Raw genomic sequence first — 17,432 nt, 5'->3', positions numbered from 1 at the left:
CATGCTCGAAAGCATGGGGCTGCCCCTGCCGGCCGAAACGCTGATCATTTCCTCGGCGCTCTATTGCGCCGCGACGCATCGGCTGGATATTACCTGGGTCGCCGTGGCGGCGATCGTTGGCGCCATCATGGGCGATAATTTCGGTTATCTGATCGGTCGCACCTACGGCCATCGCCTGCTGGAACGTCATGGCGGCAAGGTGGGCCTGAACGAGCGCCGGCTGATGCTGGGGCGCTATCTGTTCCGGCGCCATGGCGGCAAGGTGGTGTTCTTCGGCCGCTTCATCGCCGTCCTGCGCGTCTTCGTCGCGCTGCTGGCGGGGGCGAACCAGATGCCCTGGCATACGTTCCTGTTTTTCAATGCGTTGGGCGGCATCGGCTGGGCCGGTGGCTATGCGCTGGGGGCGTATTATCTGGGGCACAAGGTCCTCAGCCTCTCCGGCCCGGTTGGAATCACGCTCGGCGTCGTTGCCGCCCTTGTCCTGGGTGGCAGCTTCATCTTTCTGAAGAAGAACGAAATCCGTCTGACCGACGAAGCGACCCGTGCCGCCGAGCGGGAACAGCAAGGAGAGTCCGTGCCATGAGCATTGCCGCGAAATGGACCATCGACCGGGCACCGGACCTGACGGGCCGTACTGCCGTCGTGACCGGAGCGACGGGCGGGCTGGGGTATGAGGTTGCGCGGGGCCTGGCCTCGCGCGGGGCGAGTGTGCTGTTGACGGGGCGCGATCCGGCACGCGGGGCGCGGGCGCTGGAGGCGCTGCGCGAGCAGGTGGCGGATGCGCGGGTGGAGTTTCTGCCGCTCGACCTGGCCAGCCTGCGGTCGGTCGCCGATTTCGTGCGGGACCTGACGCAACGGACCGACGGGCTCGATATTCTGGTGAACAATGCCGGCGTGATGGCCTCGCCGCGCCGGCAGGAAACGGCGGATGGGTTCGAATTGCAGTTCGGCACCAATTATCTGGGCCATTTCGCCCTGACCGGCCGCCTGCGCCCCCTGCTGCTGCGCGCGGCGGGCGGCGGCCGGGTGGTCAGCGTGGCCAGTCTGGCGGCGTGGCAGGGGCATATGGTCTTCGACGATCTTCAGGGCCGGCATCGCTACACGCCCTTCAGCGCCTATCAGCAGAGCAAGCTGGCCAACCTGATCTTCGCGCTGGAACTCAACCGCGTGGCGCAATCTGCCGGCTGGCGCCTGCATTCCATCGCCGCCCATCCCGGCTGGGCGCGGACCGACATTGCCGTCAGCCGTTCCTCGGCGCCGCAGGGCATTGCCGAACGGCTGATGCGCCGCCTCGTCCGCGTGGGGTTTCGCTATCTGGGCCAGTCGGCCGAGGCCGGGGCGCGGCCGATCCTGTTCGCCGCCACGGCGCCCGATGCGCGGGATGGCGGCTATTACGGCCCGGGCGGACGGGGCGAGCGGCGCGGCCGGGTGACGGAGGCGCGCATTCCGCCACAGGCCCTCAGCCTGTCGGTGGCGCGGCGTCTGTGGAGTGTTTCGGAGCGCCTGACAGGGGTTGCGCTGTCCTGATCTCGGGGGCTTTGCCCCCGAACCCCCACCAAAGGGCAGTCGCCCTTTGGAAACCCGATCATTTGGTGCGTTTCCAAAGGCTCAGCCTTTGGCGGGGTGCGGGGCAGAGCCCCGCTCTTACCGGCGGATGAAGGTCCAGTACAGCGGCTGGCGGCCGGCTTTCAGGGCCTTGGCCTCGTAGCGCGTGGGCGGCCAGCCTTCGGGGCGGGTCGTGGCGGGGGGCGCAGTGTCGAACAGGTCCTGTGCGCCCATGACCTCTTCGACCCAGGCCTGGTAGGTCGGATCGTCGCTGGCGACGCGCCAGATCGCGCCTTGTTTCAGCGCGCGGGCGACCAGGGCGATATTGGCCGGGTGGACGAAGCGCCGCTTGGCGTGCCGGGCCTTGGGCCAGGGATCGGGGAACATCAGGAACATGCGGTCGAGCGACCGTTCGGGCAGGGCGCGCAGGAGGATGCGCGCGTCTTCGTCCCAGATCCGCAGCAGGTCGGGGACCGGGGCCGTGGCCTCCTGATCGTCGGGCACCAGGCGCGACAGCAGGGAACACAGGCCGTTTTCGAAGACTTCGCTGGCGATGTAGCCGACATCGGGGTGGGCTTCGTGCTGCGCCAGCGAATGTTCGCCGCCGCCGAAGCCGACCTCCAGCCAGATTTCGGCCGGTACGCGGCCGAAGGCGCGCGCGGGATCGTCCAGAAGGCTCTGGTCGAGGCGCAGGCGGGGCAGGGTTTCGTCCAGCAGGCGCTGCTGGCGCGGGCGCAGCGGGTGGCCGCGCTGGCGGCCATAGAGCCGGTCGGGTGACGCCTTGACGGAAACCGTGGGCGTCCCTGCCTCGTCAGCCGAGGCAGGGGTTGTCGTTTCGGATACCGTCACGGGGTCCCCGGTGTGATCAGCGGTTGAACGCACCACGCAGCGCGTCCACCAGATCGGTCTGTTCCCACGTGAAATTGTCGCGGGCGGCGTCGGGCGTGCGGCCGAAATGACCGTAGGCCGAGGTTTCGGTATAGATCGGACGGTTCAGGCGCAGATGCTTGCGGATGCCGCGCGGCGTCAGGTTCATGACTTCGCGCAGCACGCGGCCCAGCTTTTCCTCGTCCACGTCGCGGCCGGTGCCGTCCAGGTCGACATAGACCGAGAGCGGGTGCGACACGCCGATGGCGTAGGAAATCTGCAGCGTGCAGCGATCGGCCAGGCCGGCCGCGACCACGTTCTTGGCCAGGTAGCGGCAGGCATAGGCCGCCGAACGGTCGACCTTGGTCGGGTCCTTGCCCGAGAACGCGCCGCCGCCATGCGGGGCCGCGCCGCCGTAGGTGTCGACGATGATCTTGCGCCCGGTCAGGCCGCAATCGCCATCGGGACCGCCGACGACGAACACGCCGGTCGGGTTGGCGTAGAATTCGTCATCCGGGCACATCCAGCCTTCCGGCAGCACGTCCACCACGATCTCGCGCAGGGCCTCGCGGATCGCGGTCTGGCTGGCGCCTTCGTCATGCTGGGTCGAAATGACGACCGAGGTGGCACCCACCGGGCGGCCGTCGACATAGCGCAGCGTGACCTGGCTCTTGGCGTCGGGCTGCAGGTTGGCCACGCGCGCGTCGCCGGCCTTACGCAGGTCGCGGATGCGATGCAGGATGGCATGGGAATAGAACAGCGGCGCCGGCATCAGCGTCTCGGTCTCGCGGGTGGCGAAGCCGAACATGATGCCCTGGTCGCCCGCGCCTTCATCCTTGTCGCCGGCGCTGTCGACGCCGACGGCGATGTCGGCGGACTGCGCGTGCAGGTAGGATTCGATCGTCGCGTTCTTCCACGAGAAGCCGGACTGGTCATAGCCGATGTCGCGGATCGCGGCGCGGGCGCCTTCGATCAGGGCCTCGGTGGTGACGGAGGCCGGGCCACGGACTTCGCCGGCCAGGACCACGCGATTGGTGGTGACCAGGGTCTCGCACGCAACACGGGATTCGCCATCGGCCGCCAGATAGGCGTCCAGCACCGTATCGCTGATCCGGTCGGCAACCTTGTCGGGATGGCCTTCGGATACCGATTCCGATGTGAACAGAAAATCACCTTTGTTACGCATGATGGTCCTGTCTGTCTCGTACGGGGATAGGGAACGACACCGCCACGCATGCGGGGTCCGGGCGGGTCCGTTTGGCCGAGTACCTACAAATCGTCAAGTATTTTTGCGGGATACCACGATCCCACAAGGGAATTGCCGTGACGGATCGTTTCGGGCCGCGAAACTATTCAGTGAAGCCCCAGAACGTCTTCCATGGTGTACAGCCCCGGCGGGCGGCCCCGCAGCCACAGCGCCGCCCGCACCGCGCCGGTGGCGAAGACGCGCCGGTCGAAGGCGCGATGTGTCAGGGCGATCTGTTCGCCGGCCGACGTGAAGGTCAGCGTATGTTCCCCCACGATCTGCCCGCCGCGCAGGGATGCGAAACCGATCGCGTCGGCCTGGCGCGGGCCGGTATGGCCGGTGCGCCCGGATTCCATATGGCTGGGCAGGTCGATGCCCCGCCCGTCGGCCACTGCCTGGCCGATCGCGAGCGCGGTGCCGGATGGTGCGTCGACTTTCTGCCGGTGGTGCATTTCCAGGATTTCGGCGTCATAGACGGCGGAGGGCAGCACTTCGGCCATCTGGCGCGCCAGGCGCGTGACCAGGGTGACGCCCGGTGAGTAATTCGCGGCCTGCACCACGGGGATGGTGCGGGCGGCCGTGGCGACGGCGTCCTGATCGATGTCCGACAGGCCGGTCGTGCCCAGCACCCAGGCCACCCCCGCTTTCGCCAGGGCGGCGGCGTGCGCGCGGACGGTGACGGCATGGGTGAAGTCGATCACCGCATTACAGAGCGGGGCCAGTTCGTCGAGCGTGGCGAACAGGCCCTCGGACCTGTCGGCATGCGGGGCGCGGCTGGTGCCGCCGGCCAGGGTGGCGCCGGCCGCCGTGACCTCTTCGCGCAGGAGGCGCCCGACGCGCCCGTTGATGCCGGCGATGCCGATCCGCATCCTGTCTGTCGTCATGTCATGAGTCCGGAAAACGGGTGGCGGCGCGACCGGGGGATCGCGCCGCCTGGATTATCCATGGTGCGAGTTGGGGGGATCACCATGGATAAGCGGATTTTCTACCCCCAACCAAAAGGGCGTTCAACTGCGCGTATCGTCGGTACAGCCGCCGACTGTCAGAGCTTGCCTTCGAAGAAATCGCGGACCTTGCTGAAGAAGCCCGTATTCTCCGGATTGGCGCGCGCGTGGTCGTCGGCCTCGGCCTCGAACTCCTCCAGCAATTCGCGCTGGCGCTTGGTCAGGTGATGCGGTGTCTCGACCGAAACCTGGATATACATATCCCCCCGCGCGGAAGAGCGCAGGACCGAGAACCCCTTGCCGCGCAGGCGGAAATTCTCGCCGGTCTGGGTGCCGGCGGGCACCTTCACCTTGGCGCGGGACCCGTCGACGACCGGGACCTCGACCTCGGTGCCCAGGGCGGCCTGGGTCATGCGCAGCGGCACCCGGCAATAGATGTTCGCCCCGTCGCGCTGGAAGATCGGGTGCGGCTCGACCGCAATATGCACATACAGGTCGCCCGGCTGGGCGCCCTTGCCGCCGGCCTCGCCCTCGCCCGACAGGCGGATGCGGGTGCCATCCTCGACTCCGGCCGGGATCGCGATTTCCAGCGTCCGGTCGCGCTCGACCGTGCCGGTGCCGCGGCAGGCGGTGCAGGGGTTGCGCACCACCTTGCCCGCGCCATGGCAGGTCGGGCAGGCACGCTCGACCAAGAAGAAGCCCTGCTGTGCGCGCACCTTGCCCGCGCCGTGGCAGGTCGGGCAGGTCTCGGCCCCCTGGTCGCGGTCGGCCGAGCCGGTGCCGTCGCAGGATTCACATGCCACGCGCGTCGGCACCGTGATGGGCTTCTTGACGCCCGAAAATGCCTCGGTGAAGGAAATCGAGATCTGGACCTGGATGTCGCTGCCCGACCGGCGGCCGCTGCGGCGGCCGCCCATCATGTCGCCGAACATCTGCTCGAAGATGTCGCCCAGCCCGCCGCCAAAATCGAAGCCGCCGGCGCCGGGGCCGCCGCCCTCGAACGCCGCATGGCCGAACCGGTCGTAGGCGGCGCGCTTCTGGTCGTCCTTCAGGACATCGTAGGCTTCGCTGATGTCCTTGAACCGGGCCTCGGCCGACGCGTCGCCGGGATTGCGGTCCGGATGGTACTGCATGGCCAGCCTGCGATACGCCTTCTTCACCTCGTCGCCATTCGCATCGCGGGAGACTTCAAGTACGGCGTAGTAATCAAGCTTGGTGGCCATCATGGTCCTCATTGGCGGGACCGCTTCGCGACAGACCGGAGCATCGTTGCGCCGGCCGGAATGCGGCCCTGTCAGTCATGCAATGGAAAAGCGCCCACCTTCAGGGAAGGGGGCGCCTCGCTTGGGCAGGGCGCCGGCCCGAAGGCCGGCGCATGCCGCGCGGTAAACGCCGGCCTGTCTGGCCGACTGCTTACTTCTTGTCTTCCACGTCTTCGAAGTCGGCGTCGACGACCTTTTCGCCGTTCGGCCCGGTGGCACCGGCAGCGCCCGCCCCGGCGGCGCCGGCCTGCTCGGCCTTGTAGACGGCCTCGCCGATCTTCATCGCGGCCTTCGACAGCGTCTCGGACGCGCTGTTCAGCGCCGCCGCGTCGCTGCCTTCCAGGGCCTTGCGGACCGCGGCGACGGCGGCTTCGGCTTCGGCCTTGTCGGCGGCGGGAACCTTGTCACCGGCTTCGGCCAGCGACTTCTCGACCTGATGCGCCAGGCTTTCGGCCTGGTTGCGGGCCTCGACCAGTTCCTTCTTGGCCTTGTCGGCCGTGGCATTCGCCTCGGCGTCCTTGACCATCTTCTCGATGTCGGACTCGGACAGACCGCCCGACGCCTGGATCTTGATCTGCTGTTCCTTGCCGTTCGCCTTGTCCTTGGCCGACACGGAGACGATGCCGTTGGCGTCGATGTCGAACGTCACCTCGATCTGCGGCACGCCGCGCGGGGCGGGGGCGATGCCGGTCAGGTCGAAATTGCCCAGCAGCTTGTTGTCGGCCGCCATCTCACGCTCGCCCTGATAGACCTTGATGGTCACGGCGCCCTGATTGTCTTCGGCGGTCGAGAAGGTCTGGCTCTTCTTGGTCGGGATCGTGGTGTTGCGGTCGATCAGGCGGGTGAACACGCCACCCAGCGTCTCGATGCCCAGCGACAGCGGGGTCACGTCCAGCAGCAGCACGTCCTTGACGTCGCCCTTCAGCACCGCGCCCTGCACCGCGGCACCGATGGCCACGACTTCGTCAGGGTTCACGTTGCGGGCCGGCTCCTTGCCGAAGAACTGCTTCACCGCCTCGATGACCTTGGGCATGCGGGTCATGCCGCCGACCAGGATCACTTCCTCGATTTCCGCGGCCGAGACCGACGCGTCCTTCAGGGCGGCGCGGCAGGGCTCCAGCGTGCGCTGGATCAGGTCGTCGACCAGGCTTTCCAGCTTGGCGCGGCTCAGCTTCAGCACCAGATGCTTCGGGCCCGAGGCGTCGGCGGTGATGAACGGCAGGTTGATCTCGGTCTCCTTGGAGGAGGAGAGCTCGATCTTCGCCTTTTCCGCCGCTTCCTTCAGGCGCTGCAGGGCCAGCTTGTCGGCGCGCAGGTCGATGCCCTGCTCGCGCTTGAACTCGTCGGCCAGGTAGCTGATGATCCGCGCGTCGAAATCCTCGCCGCCCAGGAAGGTGTCGCCGTTGGTCGACTTCACCTCGATCACGCCGTCCGAGATTTCCAGCACCGACACGTCGAACGTGCCGCCGCCCAGGTCATAGACCGCGATCGTGCCGCTGTTCTTCTTCTGCAGGCCATAGGCCAGGGCCGCGGCCGTCGGCTCGTTGATGATGCGCAGGACTTCCAGGCCCGCGATGCGGCCGGCATCCTTGGTCGCCTGGCGCTGCGCGTCGTTGAAGTAGGCCGGAACCGTGATCACGGCCTGCGTCACCGTCTCGCCCAGATAGGACTCGGCGGTTTCCTTCATCTTGCCCAGCACGAAGGCGGCGATCTGCGAGGGGGCGTATTTCTTGCCCTGCGCCTCGACCCACGCGTCGCCATTGTCGCCGGAGACGATGTTGTAGGGGACCAGACCCTTGTCCTTGGTGACGGTCGGGTCGTCATAGCGGCGGCCGATCAGGCGCTTGACCGCGTACAGCGTGTTGGACGGGTTGGTCACCGCCTGGCGCTTCGCAGCCTGGCCGACCAGCATTTCGCCGCTGTCGGTAAAGGCGACCATCGACGGGGTGGTGCGTGCGCCTTCGCTGTTCTCGATGACGCGGGTTTCGTCCCCTTCGCGGATCGCGACGCACGAATTGGTCGTGCCGAGGTCGATGCCGATAACCTTGCTCATGTATCTTCTCTCCTGTCAGCGGCCCGGACCGGCCCGAAGCACCGGAATGGACCCTAGAAAATCTGCCGTGTGGCGGAATGACTGGACTGTTTTACCACATCCGCCCGTGCCGCCATGGCCGTGTTCAGCATGTATTCAGCCATGGCGTTCGTTTCAAGAGGGCGCCGTCGCCGGACGGCGGCCGCCCTCCTGCCCGACGGTTTCAGCCCGCCGGCTTGTCCGCCGCCGGGGTGGCGCCCTTGGAGACGACGACCATCGCCGGCTTCAGCAGGCGGCCATGCAGCGTCCAGGCCGGTGTCCAGGCCTGGATCACGGTGCCATGCGCGTGCTCGTCGCTATGCTGTTCGGCCATCGCCTGGTGGTGGTGGGCGTCGAACGGATGTCCGGCCGGATCGGTGGCGGAAATGCCGTTGCGCTCCAGGATGCCCAGGAACGACCGCTCGGTGCTCTCGATCCCTTCGCGCATGCGGGTGATCAGCGCATCCTCGCCTTCGGCGGCCGGGGGCAGGCTGCCCAGGGCGCGCTTCAGGTTTTCCGCGGCCTCGACGACGTCGCGGGCGAATTTCTGCGTGGCATATTGCCGCGCATCTTCCACCTCGCGCTTGGTGCGGGTGCGCAGGTTCTGCATCTCCGCCTCGGAGCGCAGCCATTTTTCGCGCATTTCTTCCAGGGCTGTTTCCAGCTCCTGGATATGGGGGTGGGTGGCCTCGGTCTGGCCGCTTTCCGGCCGGACCGTGTCCTGATCGTGACCGGGGTGTTGGCCCGGCGCGGACGCCCCGGTCTCTCCGCTCGGAGAGTCGGCGACGTGGGTGGGGTCTGTATCGTGGCTCATGCCTTCTGAAGTAGGTGAGCCCGCGCCCTTGGACAAGGCGTAACGACCACCATCAACGTGATGTTCATGCGGCTTTCCGGCCCGTGCGGGGCAGGAATGCGTGGGACGAAGATGGATGGATCGTCATGAGCAGGCAGTCATGACATCGGCACATGGCCGGGTCTAAGATGCCGCCCGGACTGTGAGGGGCCGCACCACCGCCCCGGCCGGACATGAGGAAGGCCGACCCCGGCCTGGAAGGGAGCGAGAACGCCGCGATGGAGCCGACGAAACACACGATCGCCCTGGTCGATGACGACCGGAATATCCTGGCGTCGGTCCAGATGACGCTGGAGGCCGAAGGGTTCAACGTCCGCACCTATACCGACGGCGAAAGCGCGCTGCACGGGCTGATGAGCCGTCCGGTCGACCTGGCGGTGCTGGACATCAAGATGCCCCGCATGGATGGCATGGAACTGTTGCAGCGCCTGCGGGCGCGCTCGCAGCTGCCGGTCATCTTCCTGTCCTCGAAGGATGAGGAGGTGGACCAGCTGATGGGCCTGCGCCTGGGAGCCGACGACTACATCACCAAGCCGTTCTCGCAGCGGCTGCTGCTGGAGCGCATCCGCGCGCTGCTGCGCCGCAACGAGGTCAACCGGGTCGAGGCCGGTGGCCCGGCCGCCGGCGGCAGCCTGGTGCGCGGCGACCTGTCGCTGGATGAAACCCGGCACCAGTGCCTGTGGCGCGGCAAGGACATCCAGCTGACGGTGACGGAATTCCTGCTGGTCAAGGCGCTTGCGGCCCGGCCCGGCCTGGTCAAGTCGCGCGACCAGCTGATCGACGCCGCCTATGGCGAGAACATCTATGTCGATGACCGGACCATCGACAGCCACATCAAGCGCGTGCGCAAGAAATTCCGCCAGGTGGACGAGGATTTCAACCAGATCGAGACGCTGTACGGCATCGGCTACCGGTACAAGGAAGAATAATGCCGGTGCGCGGCGGGGCGGGAAGAGTGTCGCCGTCCGGGCTGCTGGCGCAGGCCCGCCGGGCGATGACGTCATGGGCCGAGATCCAGACCCATGATGCCGCGTCGGCCTTCCATGAATATCGGACGCGCCTCGTCTCGCCGCTCATGCGGCGTATCCTGCTGGTCAACGCGCTGCCGCTGATGCTGCTGGCGCTGACCCTGGTCTATCTGAACCAGTTCCAGAACAGTCTGCTGGAAGCCGAGGTCATGGCGCTGCGCGAACAGGCGCGCATCTATGCCGGCGCGCTGGGGCAGAATGCGGTGACGTCCGGCCGCGGGGCGGACCCGGTGCTGGACGCCAGCCAGGCGCGGCCGCTGCTGCTGCGCCTGACCGAGCCCAGCCCCAGCGCCCATGCGCGGCTGTTCGCCCCCGATGGGCAGTTGGTGGCGGACAGCCGGGTCGAGGCGGCGGCGGTCCGGCATCGCCGGGTGCGCGGCCAGATCGATGCCCAGCCCCTGCCCTCGCCCGTCGCGGGCGATGATGGCGACGACCGGATTGTCGACAGCGCCCCCAATGTGGGGTTTGTCGAGCGGTTCTATGACCGGCTGCTGTCGATGCTGCCGACCCTGTCGGGCACGCGGATCATCACGCTGGACACGCCTGATACCGATCCCTCGGTCCAGCCCGTGGCGGGGGGCGGGCAGGCGGCGCCGGAAATGCCGCCCTATATCCGCCGCACCGCCAACCGCCACCTGATCGTGACCGTGGCCGAGCCGGTGATGCATGAGGGCCAGACGGTCGGCATCATCCAGTTGACGCGCCAGGCGCGCGATGTCGACCGGTCGCTGTTCGCGGTGCGGTCGTCGATCCTGTCGCTGGTGCTGGTGGCGCTGGCCCTCACCGTGCTGCTGTCATGGTACCTGTCGCTGACCATCGCGCGGCCGCTGCTGCGGCTGGCGGCGTCGGCCCATGTCATCCGCGAAGCGTCGGGCCGGTCGGACAGCGTGCCGCCGCGCCTGCTGGCCCGCCGGGACGAGATCGGCGAGGTCGCGCGGGCCCTGCAGGACAGCGCCCGGGCGCTGTGGGCGCGCATGGATGCGATCGAACGTTTCGCCGCCGATGTCAGCCATGAGATCAAGAACCCCCTGTCCTCGATCCGCTCGGCGATCGAAACCCTGCTGCGGATCGAGGACCTGAACCGCCAGCGCCGGCTGCTTTCGATCATCAATGACGATGTGCGCCGGCTGGACCGGCTGATCACCGATATTTCCGATGCCAGCCGGGTGGATGCCGAACTGTCGCGCGCGCGGGCCGAACCGGTGGCGGTGGTGCCGATGCTGTCGGTACTGGCTGAAATCCATCAGGCGACGCGCAGCCCCGGCCAGCCGATTCTCAGCGTCAGCAGCGCGGCCTCGCCCGACAGGCCGCTGACCGTGATGGCGGTCGAGGACCGGCTGGTGCAGGTGCTGCGCAACCTGATCGGCAACGCGATCTCGTTCTCCCCGCCGGACGGCCGGATCGTGCTCAGTGCCGCTGCCGTCTCCGGCGGGATGGTGGAAATCGCGGTGACCGACCAGGGGCCGGGCATTCCCGTCGCCAAGCTGGGCAGCATTTTCGACCGGTTCTATTCCGAACGGCCGACCAGTGAGAATTTCGGCCAGCATTCGGGCCTGGGCCTGTCCATCAGCCGCCAGATCGTCGAGGCCCTGCGCGGCACGATCCGTGCCGAGAACCGCATGGCACCGGACGGGCAGGTGATGGGCGCGCGCTTCGTCGTCACCCTGCCGCGCGGCGGTGGGGAGGGGGCGGCCCCCCCCACGCGGCGTCCGGCCCAGAAATGACGGGCCGCGTTACGGCGCGTGCCCGGCCTGCAGATGGGCGTCGAGAAAGCGCAGGGTCCACAGATAGGCGGTGAGCCAGTCCTGCGTGCGGAGAAAGGCGTGGCGCTCGCCGGGGAAGGTGTGATCCTCGAACGGTACGCCGTGCGCCGTCAGCAGGTTGGCCAGCAGGACGGATTGTTCGAAGTCCACATTACGGTCGTCATCCCCGTGGATCAGCAGCACCGGGGCGCGCCAGTGCGCGATATCGGCGGCTGGTGACGAGCGCCATTCGATCTCCTGCGCCTGCTGCCTCTCCTCGGGCGACAGGCCGGGATGGCTGGCCTTGGTCAGGTCGTGCACGCCGTGGAAATCGGCGCCGGCCGCGAACAGGCTGCTGTCGCGGGCCAGGGCCAGCGCCGTCAGGTAGCCGCCCCAGCTTCCGCCCCAGATCCCGATCCGGCCCGGTACCACATCGGAGCGCGCGCGCAGGTAGAGCCCGGCTGCGTGCGCGTCGCCATATTCGCTGGCGCCGGCCCGCCCGATGCCGGGCGCATCGCGGAAGGCCAGGCCATAGCCGGTGCCGCTGCGATAATTCACCGACAGGACGACATAGCCCCGTGCCGCCAGCACCTGGTTCATGATGTAGGCGTTGGAATAATAGCCCATCGGGTTGAAGGCCGGCAGCATCTGCCGCCTCGGCCCGCCATGGACGAAGACCAGTGCCGGGTGCGGACCCGCTGTTCCGGCCGGCGGCAGGAACAATTGCCCGTGGATGTCGCGTCCGTCCTCGCCACGGACATGGACGATCCGGGGCGTGACGAAGGCGAAGCCGGCCGGGGCGGCGGGTTCGACCGGGACCCGCCGTGTCCCGCCCTGCAGCACCACAGGATGGGCTGGCATGGTGACGCCCGTGGCCATGACCGCGATGGCCGGACCGGCGGTCGTCAGGTCCATGACCTGCTCGTCCTCGCCGGTCAGCGGGCTGGCCGGGCCGCCGTCGAGCGGCTGCGACCAGGCGCGCCAATGGTCCACGTCGCCGGCATTCGCCGTATAGAGCAGGCGTGTGCCGTCCGGCGACAGGCGGTAGGACGCGATTTCGGCGCCGTCCGGCGTCAGGCAGCGCGGTTCCGCCGGCGTGGCGGCGGTCGTGAGCGCGCACAGCCGCAGCCAGCCGCTGCCTTCCCACGGAAAGAGCAGCCGGCCGTCGCCCGTCCATGCCAGCCCGACATCTTCCGGCGCCCAGAAGCGGCTTCCCGCCCCTTCCGGCGCTGTCCAGAGTGTGCGCTCCGTGCCGGTCGCGATGTCATAGACCTGTATCGACCAGAAGCGCCCCTTCCCGCGCTCCGCCGTCGGCAGGGGCTTGCGCACCCGCAGGAAGGCGATGGAGCGCCCGTCGGGCGAGAAGGCCGGCATCTGGTCATGAGCCAGGGCGGCGGGCAGGAAGACGGGCGCTTCATCGCCGGACTTCTCCTGCCACAAGGCGATCACATCATGCGATCCGCGATCGATTTCGATCGCCAGCCGCGCGCCGTCCGGCGACCAGTGCAGGGCGGTAATCGCTCCCCGCGTCGTCAGCACTGCTTTGGGGGCGCCGCCGGCCCTGCCGACCAGCAATGTGCCGCCATGCGCGAAGGCCAGCAGGTGCCCGTCCGGCGAGAAGGTGGGCGCATGCCCTTCCCCCGCCGTGACGATCCGCCCGTCGGGCAGGACGACGCGCACCGTCTGCTTTCCGGGAACCGGCGCATTGCCGGCGTTCGGTGGTGCATCGTCGGGATATTCCGCGTCGCCTCCCTCGACGAAGGCGAGCATCCGTCCGTCGGGGCTGAGGGCGAGCCCCCACAGGTCGGTCCCGTCATCCTTCGTGTACGCCGTCACCCGGCGGGGCGCCGCGCCGCCGTCCGAGACCAGGATATTGCGCACGCCGTCCCGGCGCTCCACCCAAGCCACGCGCGGCGCGCCGGCGGCGCCGGTCAGGCCGTTGGCATAGGGCATCGCCAGCAGGCCGGCCAGGCGGGTTCCGTCCTCCGCCGGTGCGGCGCGTGCCGGGAGGATGGAGGCAGCCAGCAGCATCGTGCCAGCAAGAAGGGAGGCGGCAAGAAGGGAGGATCGGACGGTCATGCGGCTTGCTTTCCGGCTCCGGCGAGGGCGGTGAAGATCTCGTCCTCGGCACGGGTGAATGATGGAGAGGTGCCTGGCGGATTCATCGCTGCTGCTTCGGCTGAAGGGTCAGTCGCCGGATCGTGGCCGCGTCGACGCTGCGTGGGCTGAAGGTCAGTTTCTGCATCGCGCCCCGCAGCCAGACGGGCAGGAAATCGGCGTAATGCGGCGACTGCGGGTCGGCCGACTGGCCGGGGAAATTGAGGTACAGGGAGCGGTCCCAGTCTCCGACATCGCACACCATCAGGTAGCTTGCCCCGCCGGTCGCGGCATAGGCGTGCGCCGCGCCCGCCATCGGGGTGTACCAGCGGGCCATGACGGTGTACGGGTCGCCGCCGCTTTCCGCTTCCGGGCCGCCAATGGCGGGAAAGGCCGCCGCCACGGCCGGGACGCCGGCCAGGGAATGGCGCAGGGTGATGGTGTGCAGCGCGCCCCATCGCCAGGCGGCCGGCAGGGGACCCAGCCGCTCGCGCAGTTCGGCCACTGCCGCGCCGAACGTGTCGGCCAGCATCCTGTCCCGGGCCTGCGCCGGGTCGGCGCCGAACCGGGAATCGGGCGACTGGAACAGGGAAAGCTGCACCGTGGCGTTGACCGGACCGGGCAGCAGGTCGTGCAGGGACGGAGGGATGATCAGCGCGTGCAGCGCGCGTTCCAGCCGCGTCCACCAGACTTCATACAGCGCCGCCGCCGCGCTGTCGGCGTCGACGCGGCCGTTCCATGCGCGCAGCAGCGCGGCCTCGGCGGCCAGGGCGGGCGGCATGTCGGGCAGCAGCCGCACCATCTGCAAGGCCAGCACGGACAGCGTGTCATGCTGCAGCGCCACGCTGTCCGCCAGGGTCGCACGTGGGGTCGCGTCCAGCATCTGGGCCACGCGCTCGTGGCGGAAGCGGTCGCGCCATTCGAAGCTGACGCGCCGTTCCTCGGCCGGGTAGTCCGGGGGCAGGTTCATCTCGTTGGAGGTGCCGAACCAGCCCAGCGCGGGGTTGAAGCTGCTGGGCAGTGCCTCCAGCGGTTGCAGACCCTGCCAGTCGTATCGCCCGTCGCCCGGCGCGGGCAGCAGCCCGTCATGGCCGTCGGCGCGATGGGGCAGGCCGCCGGCGGCCTGCCAGCCGATATTCCCGTCGATATCGGCATAGGTGAAGTTGGTGGGGCTGGTATGGACCCGCAGCGCCTCGCGGAAACTGGCCCAGTCATGGGCGAGGTCGATGCCGATATTGGCCAGCATGCCGTTCGCGCCGGGGGCCAGCCAGGTGGCCGAAACCGCCGTCGCGCGGTGCCGGGCCGGGTCCCGCGCCACCACCGGCCCGTGCACGGAATAGAACAGGCTCACCACCCGCTCGGCCTCGCCACGCACCGCGATCCGTGTCTCGACCTGCTCCATCCGCTTCCAGCCGCCCTGGTGGGCATAGCGCAGCGGGTCATCCGGATCGGTGCGCAGGATGAACAGATCTTCCTGATCGATATGGAAGTTCGTGCGCCCGAAGGCGATCCGTGCGTTGTGGCCCTGCATGACGCCCGGCATGCCCGGCGAGCCGCCGCCGATCACATCCAGCCCCGGCGCCGTCAGATGCACGACATGGCGCGGACCCGGCGCGCCGAATCCCAGATGCGGATCGTTCGCCAGGATGGGCCGCCCGGTCGCGGTGCGGGTGGGGGCGATGACCCAGGCATTGCTGCCCTCGTTGCGCCGCCTTGTCTCGTTATCGGCCGCCGCGTGCAGGCCGTGCAGCGGCAGGGGGGCCTGCAACACGCCGAACAGTCCGAGATCGGCTTCGGTCACCGCCGCCACATCCAGACCGTCCGGCACGCGGGGCACATGGGCCGGCTCCAGTGGTGTCACGAGGGCGTCGTAGGCCAGTGCCCCCCGTGCCGCCAGCCGCGCCCGGCGGATCTCGGTGCGGGTGTTGCCCGCGACTTCGGCGCGCATGCGGATCAGGTCCAGGACATCCCATTCCAGCGGCGTGCAGGCGAAGATGGCGAATTCCGGCGGCAGCAGTGATGGCGTGGCCGTCACCTCGGCGATCCGTGCGTTGATCCCGGCGACATAGGCGCGTGCGCAGTCCTGCACCAGCGATGGAAAGGCTGCGAGTTCCCGATCGGCATCGCCCCGGAACAGCACCAGCCGGTTGGCGGTGTCGGAGGGCACGAACGCCGAGCCGAAAATTTCGGCCAGCCGGCCCAGTGAGCGGCGGTGGCCGAAATCCAGTTCCCACAGCCGGTCCCGCGCCACCAGATACCCGTCGGCGAAGAAGGCGTCCGGGATGGTCCGGGCCCGTACATGGGGCACGCCCCAGCGATCTTCCAGAATCTCGACCGGCCCGTCGAGCCCGGCGAGGCCCGCCGGCACGGGGGCGGCCCCGGCACCGCGCATCGGAATGGACAGGGTCGCGGCGACGCCGCCAAGAAGAACCGCACGACGGGTTGCCTGCATCAAGACCTCTTCCTCCTTACCTGATGGCTCGTTACCTGATGGCCTGGGCATCGACCCCGGCCACGATCTCTTTCAGCCGCAGCGCCGAGCCGACCGACAGCGTGAAGCCGAGGGCGCCATGCCCGACATTGAGCAGCAGATTGGCATACCGGGTGCGCCCGATGACCGGCACGCCGGTTGGCGTCGCCGGGCGCAGGCCGGCCCAGGGCGTATCCTCGCCCTGTCCGAATGCGCCCGGCAGCGTCTCCGCCACCAGTGCGCGCAGTTCGGCCAGGCGTCGGGGGGTGGGCACGGTGTCTTCCGCCCCGATATCGACCATCGCGGCCGCCCGCAGCCGGTCGCCCAGCCCGGCATAGACCACGCGATTGTCGTAATCCGTCACGCTGACCGAAGGCAGAGTGCCGGGTTGCGGCCGCGTGGTGAGGCTGTACCCCTTCAGGCCGTAAAGCGGCAGGTCGATCCCCAGCGGCCGTGCCAGCGCGCGGGAGGCGATGCCCGCCGCGAGGATGACGAGGTCGGTCTCGAACGGTCTGCCATTGACAGCAAGGGCGCACCGGTCGCCCGAGCCGGGGCGGAGTTCGGCCTGCCCACGCACAAGGCGAAAACCCGGCTCCGCCGCCAGCGCCTTGTGCAGTGCCGTGCAGAACAGGAAACAGTCGCCGACCTCGTCCTCGGGCGAGAAGATCCCGCCCGCGAGCCGCGATTGCAGGCCGGCGAATGCAGGTTCGATCGCCGTGCATTCGGAGGGCGACAGCGTGTGTTGCCGTTCCGGGTCGGTAATGGTGTGCGCCGCTTTGCGGAATTGCGAAGGATTGCGATACAGAACCAGCTTTCCGGGGCGGCGCCACAGGAAATCGTCCAGTCCGGCATTGCGCCATGTCTGGAGTCCCGCCTGGCCGCTCAGGGCAAGATCGAGCAGGATGGCGGCATTCTTGCGATTGGTGCGCCGGTTGCATGCGCCCAGAAAGCCGAGCAGCCAGCGCCATTGATGCGGATCGGCCCGCAGCCGCAGCGAAATCGGCGCATGCCGGCGCAGCAGCCAGCCCAGAGCGTCGCGCGCTACACCGGCATCGGCCAGCGGGGTGACATAATGGTAGCTGAGTTGCCCGCCATTCGCGAAACTGGCTTCCTGCCCGACATCCTCGCGGCGCTCGATCAGCGTGACGTCGTGCCCCTCTCGGGCCAGGGTGTAGGCGGCGGTGAGACCGATGACGCCCCCGCCGATGATGGTAATGCTCCGTCTGCCGGCCATGGGGTTCCCGCGTCTCGATAGGCAATGGAGCGAGCCTAGAAGTCAGGGACCGTTCCAGCCAATGCAAAGAGGC

13 protein-coding genes are annotated in these 17,432 nt (G+C 68.6%); 4 read left to right on the top strand and 9 right to left on the bottom strand.

The window, feature by feature from the left end; translation table 11 throughout:
• The first annotated feature begins 1 nt into the window (after position 1).
• Together HLH35_RS03680 and HLH35_RS03675 are read left to right on the top strand one after the other, a co-directional pair.
• Positions 2–583: a DedA family protein gene (locus tag HLH35_RS03680; protein ID WP_408870090.1), complete on the top strand. Its 582-nt coding sequence runs from the start codon at positions 2–4 to the stop codon at positions 581–583.
• The gene (locus HLH35_RS03675; protein ID WP_182977834.1) at positions 580–1,527 is read left to right on the top strand and encodes an SDR family oxidoreductase; all 948 of its coding nucleotides are present in this window, start codon (positions 580–582) and stop codon (positions 1,525–1,527) included. Before HLH35_RS03680 ends, HLH35_RS03675 begins: the two co-directional genes overlap by 4 nt.
• A 117-nt stretch (positions 1,528–1,644) precedes the next feature.
• Here the strand turns inward: HLH35_RS03675 and trmB are convergent, their stop codons facing one another.
• From trmB to HLH35_RS03645, 6 genes are all read right to left on the bottom strand, one after another.
• Positions 1,645–2,394: a class I SAM-dependent methyltransferase gene (gene trmB / locus HLH35_RS03670; RefSeq protein ID WP_182977833.1), complete on the bottom strand. Its 750-nt coding sequence runs from the start codon at positions 2,392–2,394 to the stop codon at positions 1,645–1,647.
• A gap of 16 nt (positions 2,395–2,410) precedes the next feature.
• A complete protein-coding gene (gene metK / locus HLH35_RS03665; protein WP_182966371.1) occupies positions 2,411–3,598 on the bottom strand; it encodes a methionine adenosyltransferase in 1,188 nt (395 codons plus the stop codon).
• A 167-nt stretch (positions 3,599–3,765) separates the two neighbouring features.
• Positions 3,766–4,542, bottom strand: coding sequence for a 4-hydroxy-tetrahydrodipicolinate reductase (dapB, locus tag HLH35_RS03660; RefSeq protein WP_182977832.1), 777 nt, complete (start codon positions 4,540–4,542; stop codon positions 3,766–3,768).
• 158 nt (positions 4,543–4,700) lie between these two features.
• Positions 4,701–5,825 carry a molecular chaperone DnaJ gene (gene dnaJ, locus HLH35_RS03655; RefSeq protein ID WP_182977970.1) on the bottom strand — a complete coding sequence of 375 codons (1,125 nt, stop codon included), beginning with the start codon at positions 5,823–5,825 and terminating at the stop codon, positions 4,701–4,703.
• A gap of 190 nt (positions 5,826–6,015) precedes the next feature.
• Positions 6,016–7,917, bottom strand: a complete 1,902-nt coding sequence (gene dnaK, locus HLH35_RS03650) for a molecular chaperone DnaK (protein ID WP_182977831.1) — start codon at positions 7,915–7,917, stop codon at positions 6,016–6,018.
• Positions 7,918–8,119: 202 nt separating this feature from the next.
• Positions 8,120–8,749 (bottom strand): nucleotide exchange factor GrpE, encoded by a 630-nt coding sequence (locus HLH35_RS03645; RefSeq protein WP_182977830.1) that lies wholly within the window; start codon positions 8,747–8,749, stop codon positions 8,120–8,122.
• A 257-nt stretch (positions 8,750–9,006) separates the two neighbouring features.
• Between HLH35_RS03645 and HLH35_RS03640 the strand changes: the two genes are divergently transcribed.
• Both HLH35_RS03640 and HLH35_RS03635 read left to right on the top strand, forming a co-directional pair.
• Positions 9,007–9,717 carry a response regulator transcription factor gene (locus tag HLH35_RS03640; RefSeq protein ID WP_182977969.1) on the top strand — a complete coding sequence of 237 codons (711 nt, stop codon included), beginning with the start codon at positions 9,007–9,009 and terminating at the stop codon, positions 9,715–9,717.
• A 65-nt stretch (positions 9,718–9,782) separates the two neighbouring features.
• Positions 9,783–11,540, top strand: coding sequence for a stimulus-sensing domain-containing protein (locus tag HLH35_RS03635; RefSeq protein ID WP_246384831.1), 1,758 nt, complete (start codon positions 9,783–9,785; stop codon positions 11,538–11,540).
• Between the two features lie 9 nt (positions 11,541–11,549).
• Here HLH35_RS03635 and HLH35_RS03630 read toward each other — a convergent pair whose 3' ends face one another.
• The 3 genes from HLH35_RS03630 to HLH35_RS03620 all read right to left on the bottom strand — a co-directional run bounded on the left by HLH35_RS03630 (position 11,550) and on the right by HLH35_RS03620 (position 17,359).
• Entirely contained in the window at positions 11,550–13,637 is a 2,088-nt protein-coding gene (locus tag HLH35_RS03630) for a S9 family peptidase (protein WP_182977828.1), read from the bottom strand.
• 82 nt (positions 13,638–13,719) lie between these two features.
• Positions 13,720–16,107: a penicillin acylase family protein gene (locus HLH35_RS03625; RefSeq protein WP_182977827.1), complete on the bottom strand. Its 2,388-nt coding sequence runs from the start codon at positions 16,105–16,107 to the stop codon at positions 13,720–13,722.
• Between the two features lie 31 nt (positions 16,108–16,138).
• Positions 16,139–17,359: an FAD-dependent oxidoreductase gene (locus HLH35_RS03620; RefSeq protein ID WP_182977826.1), complete on the bottom strand. Its 1,221-nt coding sequence runs from the start codon at positions 17,357–17,359 to the stop codon at positions 16,139–16,141.
• Positions 17,360–17,432: the final 73 nt, after the last annotated feature.

This window comes from Gluconacetobacter asukensis, from assembly GCF_014174375.1.
GTDB classification, from domain to species: domain Bacteria; phylum Pseudomonadota; class Alphaproteobacteria; order Acetobacterales; family Acetobacteraceae; genus Gluconacetobacter; species Gluconacetobacter asukensis.
The sequence above is the reverse complement of the archived record's forward strand: the minus strand, read 5'-3'. Positions and strand labels throughout refer to the sequence as shown.

Excerpts from the sequence above, each read along its gene's own strand:
- HLH35_RS03680 (WP_408870090.1), top strand. The coding sequence starts at position 2 with ATGCTCGAAAGCATGGGGCTGCCCCTGCCGGCCGAAACGCTGATCATT.
- HLH35_RS03675 (WP_182977834.1), top strand. The coding sequence starts at position 580 with ATGAGCATTGCCGCGAAATGGACCATCGACCGGGCACCGGACCTGACG.
- metK (WP_182966371.1), bottom strand. The coding sequence starts at position 3,598 with ATGCGTAACAAAGGTGATTTTCTGTTCACATCGGAATCGGTATCCGAA.
- dapB (WP_182977832.1), bottom strand. The coding sequence starts at position 4,542 with ATGACGACAGACAGGATGCGGATCGGCATCGCCGGCATCAACGGGCGC.
- dnaJ (WP_182977970.1), bottom strand. The coding sequence starts at position 5,825 with ATGGCCACCAAGCTTGATTACTACGCCGTACTTGAAGTCTCCCGCGAT.
- dnaK (WP_182977831.1), bottom strand. The coding sequence starts at position 7,917 with ATGAGCAAGGTTATCGGCATCGACCTCGGCACGACCAATTCGTGCGTC.
- HLH35_RS03645 (WP_182977830.1), bottom strand. The coding sequence starts at position 8,749 with ATGAGCCACGATACAGACCCCACCCACGTCGCCGACTCTCCGAGCGGA.
- HLH35_RS03640 (WP_182977969.1), top strand. The coding sequence starts at position 9,007 with ATGGAGCCGACGAAACACACGATCGCCCTGGTCGATGACGACCGGAAT.
- HLH35_RS03635 (WP_246384831.1), top strand. The coding sequence starts at position 9,783 with ATGACGTCATGGGCCGAGATCCAGACCCATGATGCCGCGTCGGCCTTC.
- HLH35_RS03630 (WP_182977828.1), bottom strand. The coding sequence starts at position 13,637 with ATGACCGTCCGATCCTCCCTTCTTGCCGCCTCCCTTCTTGCTGGCACG.
- HLH35_RS03625 (WP_182977827.1), bottom strand. The coding sequence starts at position 16,107 with ATGCAGGCAACCCGTCGTGCGGTTCTTCTTGGCGGCGTCGCCGCGACC.
- HLH35_RS03620 (WP_182977826.1), bottom strand. The coding sequence starts at position 17,359 with ATGGCCGGCAGACGGAGCATTACCATCATCGGCGGGGGCGTCATCGGT.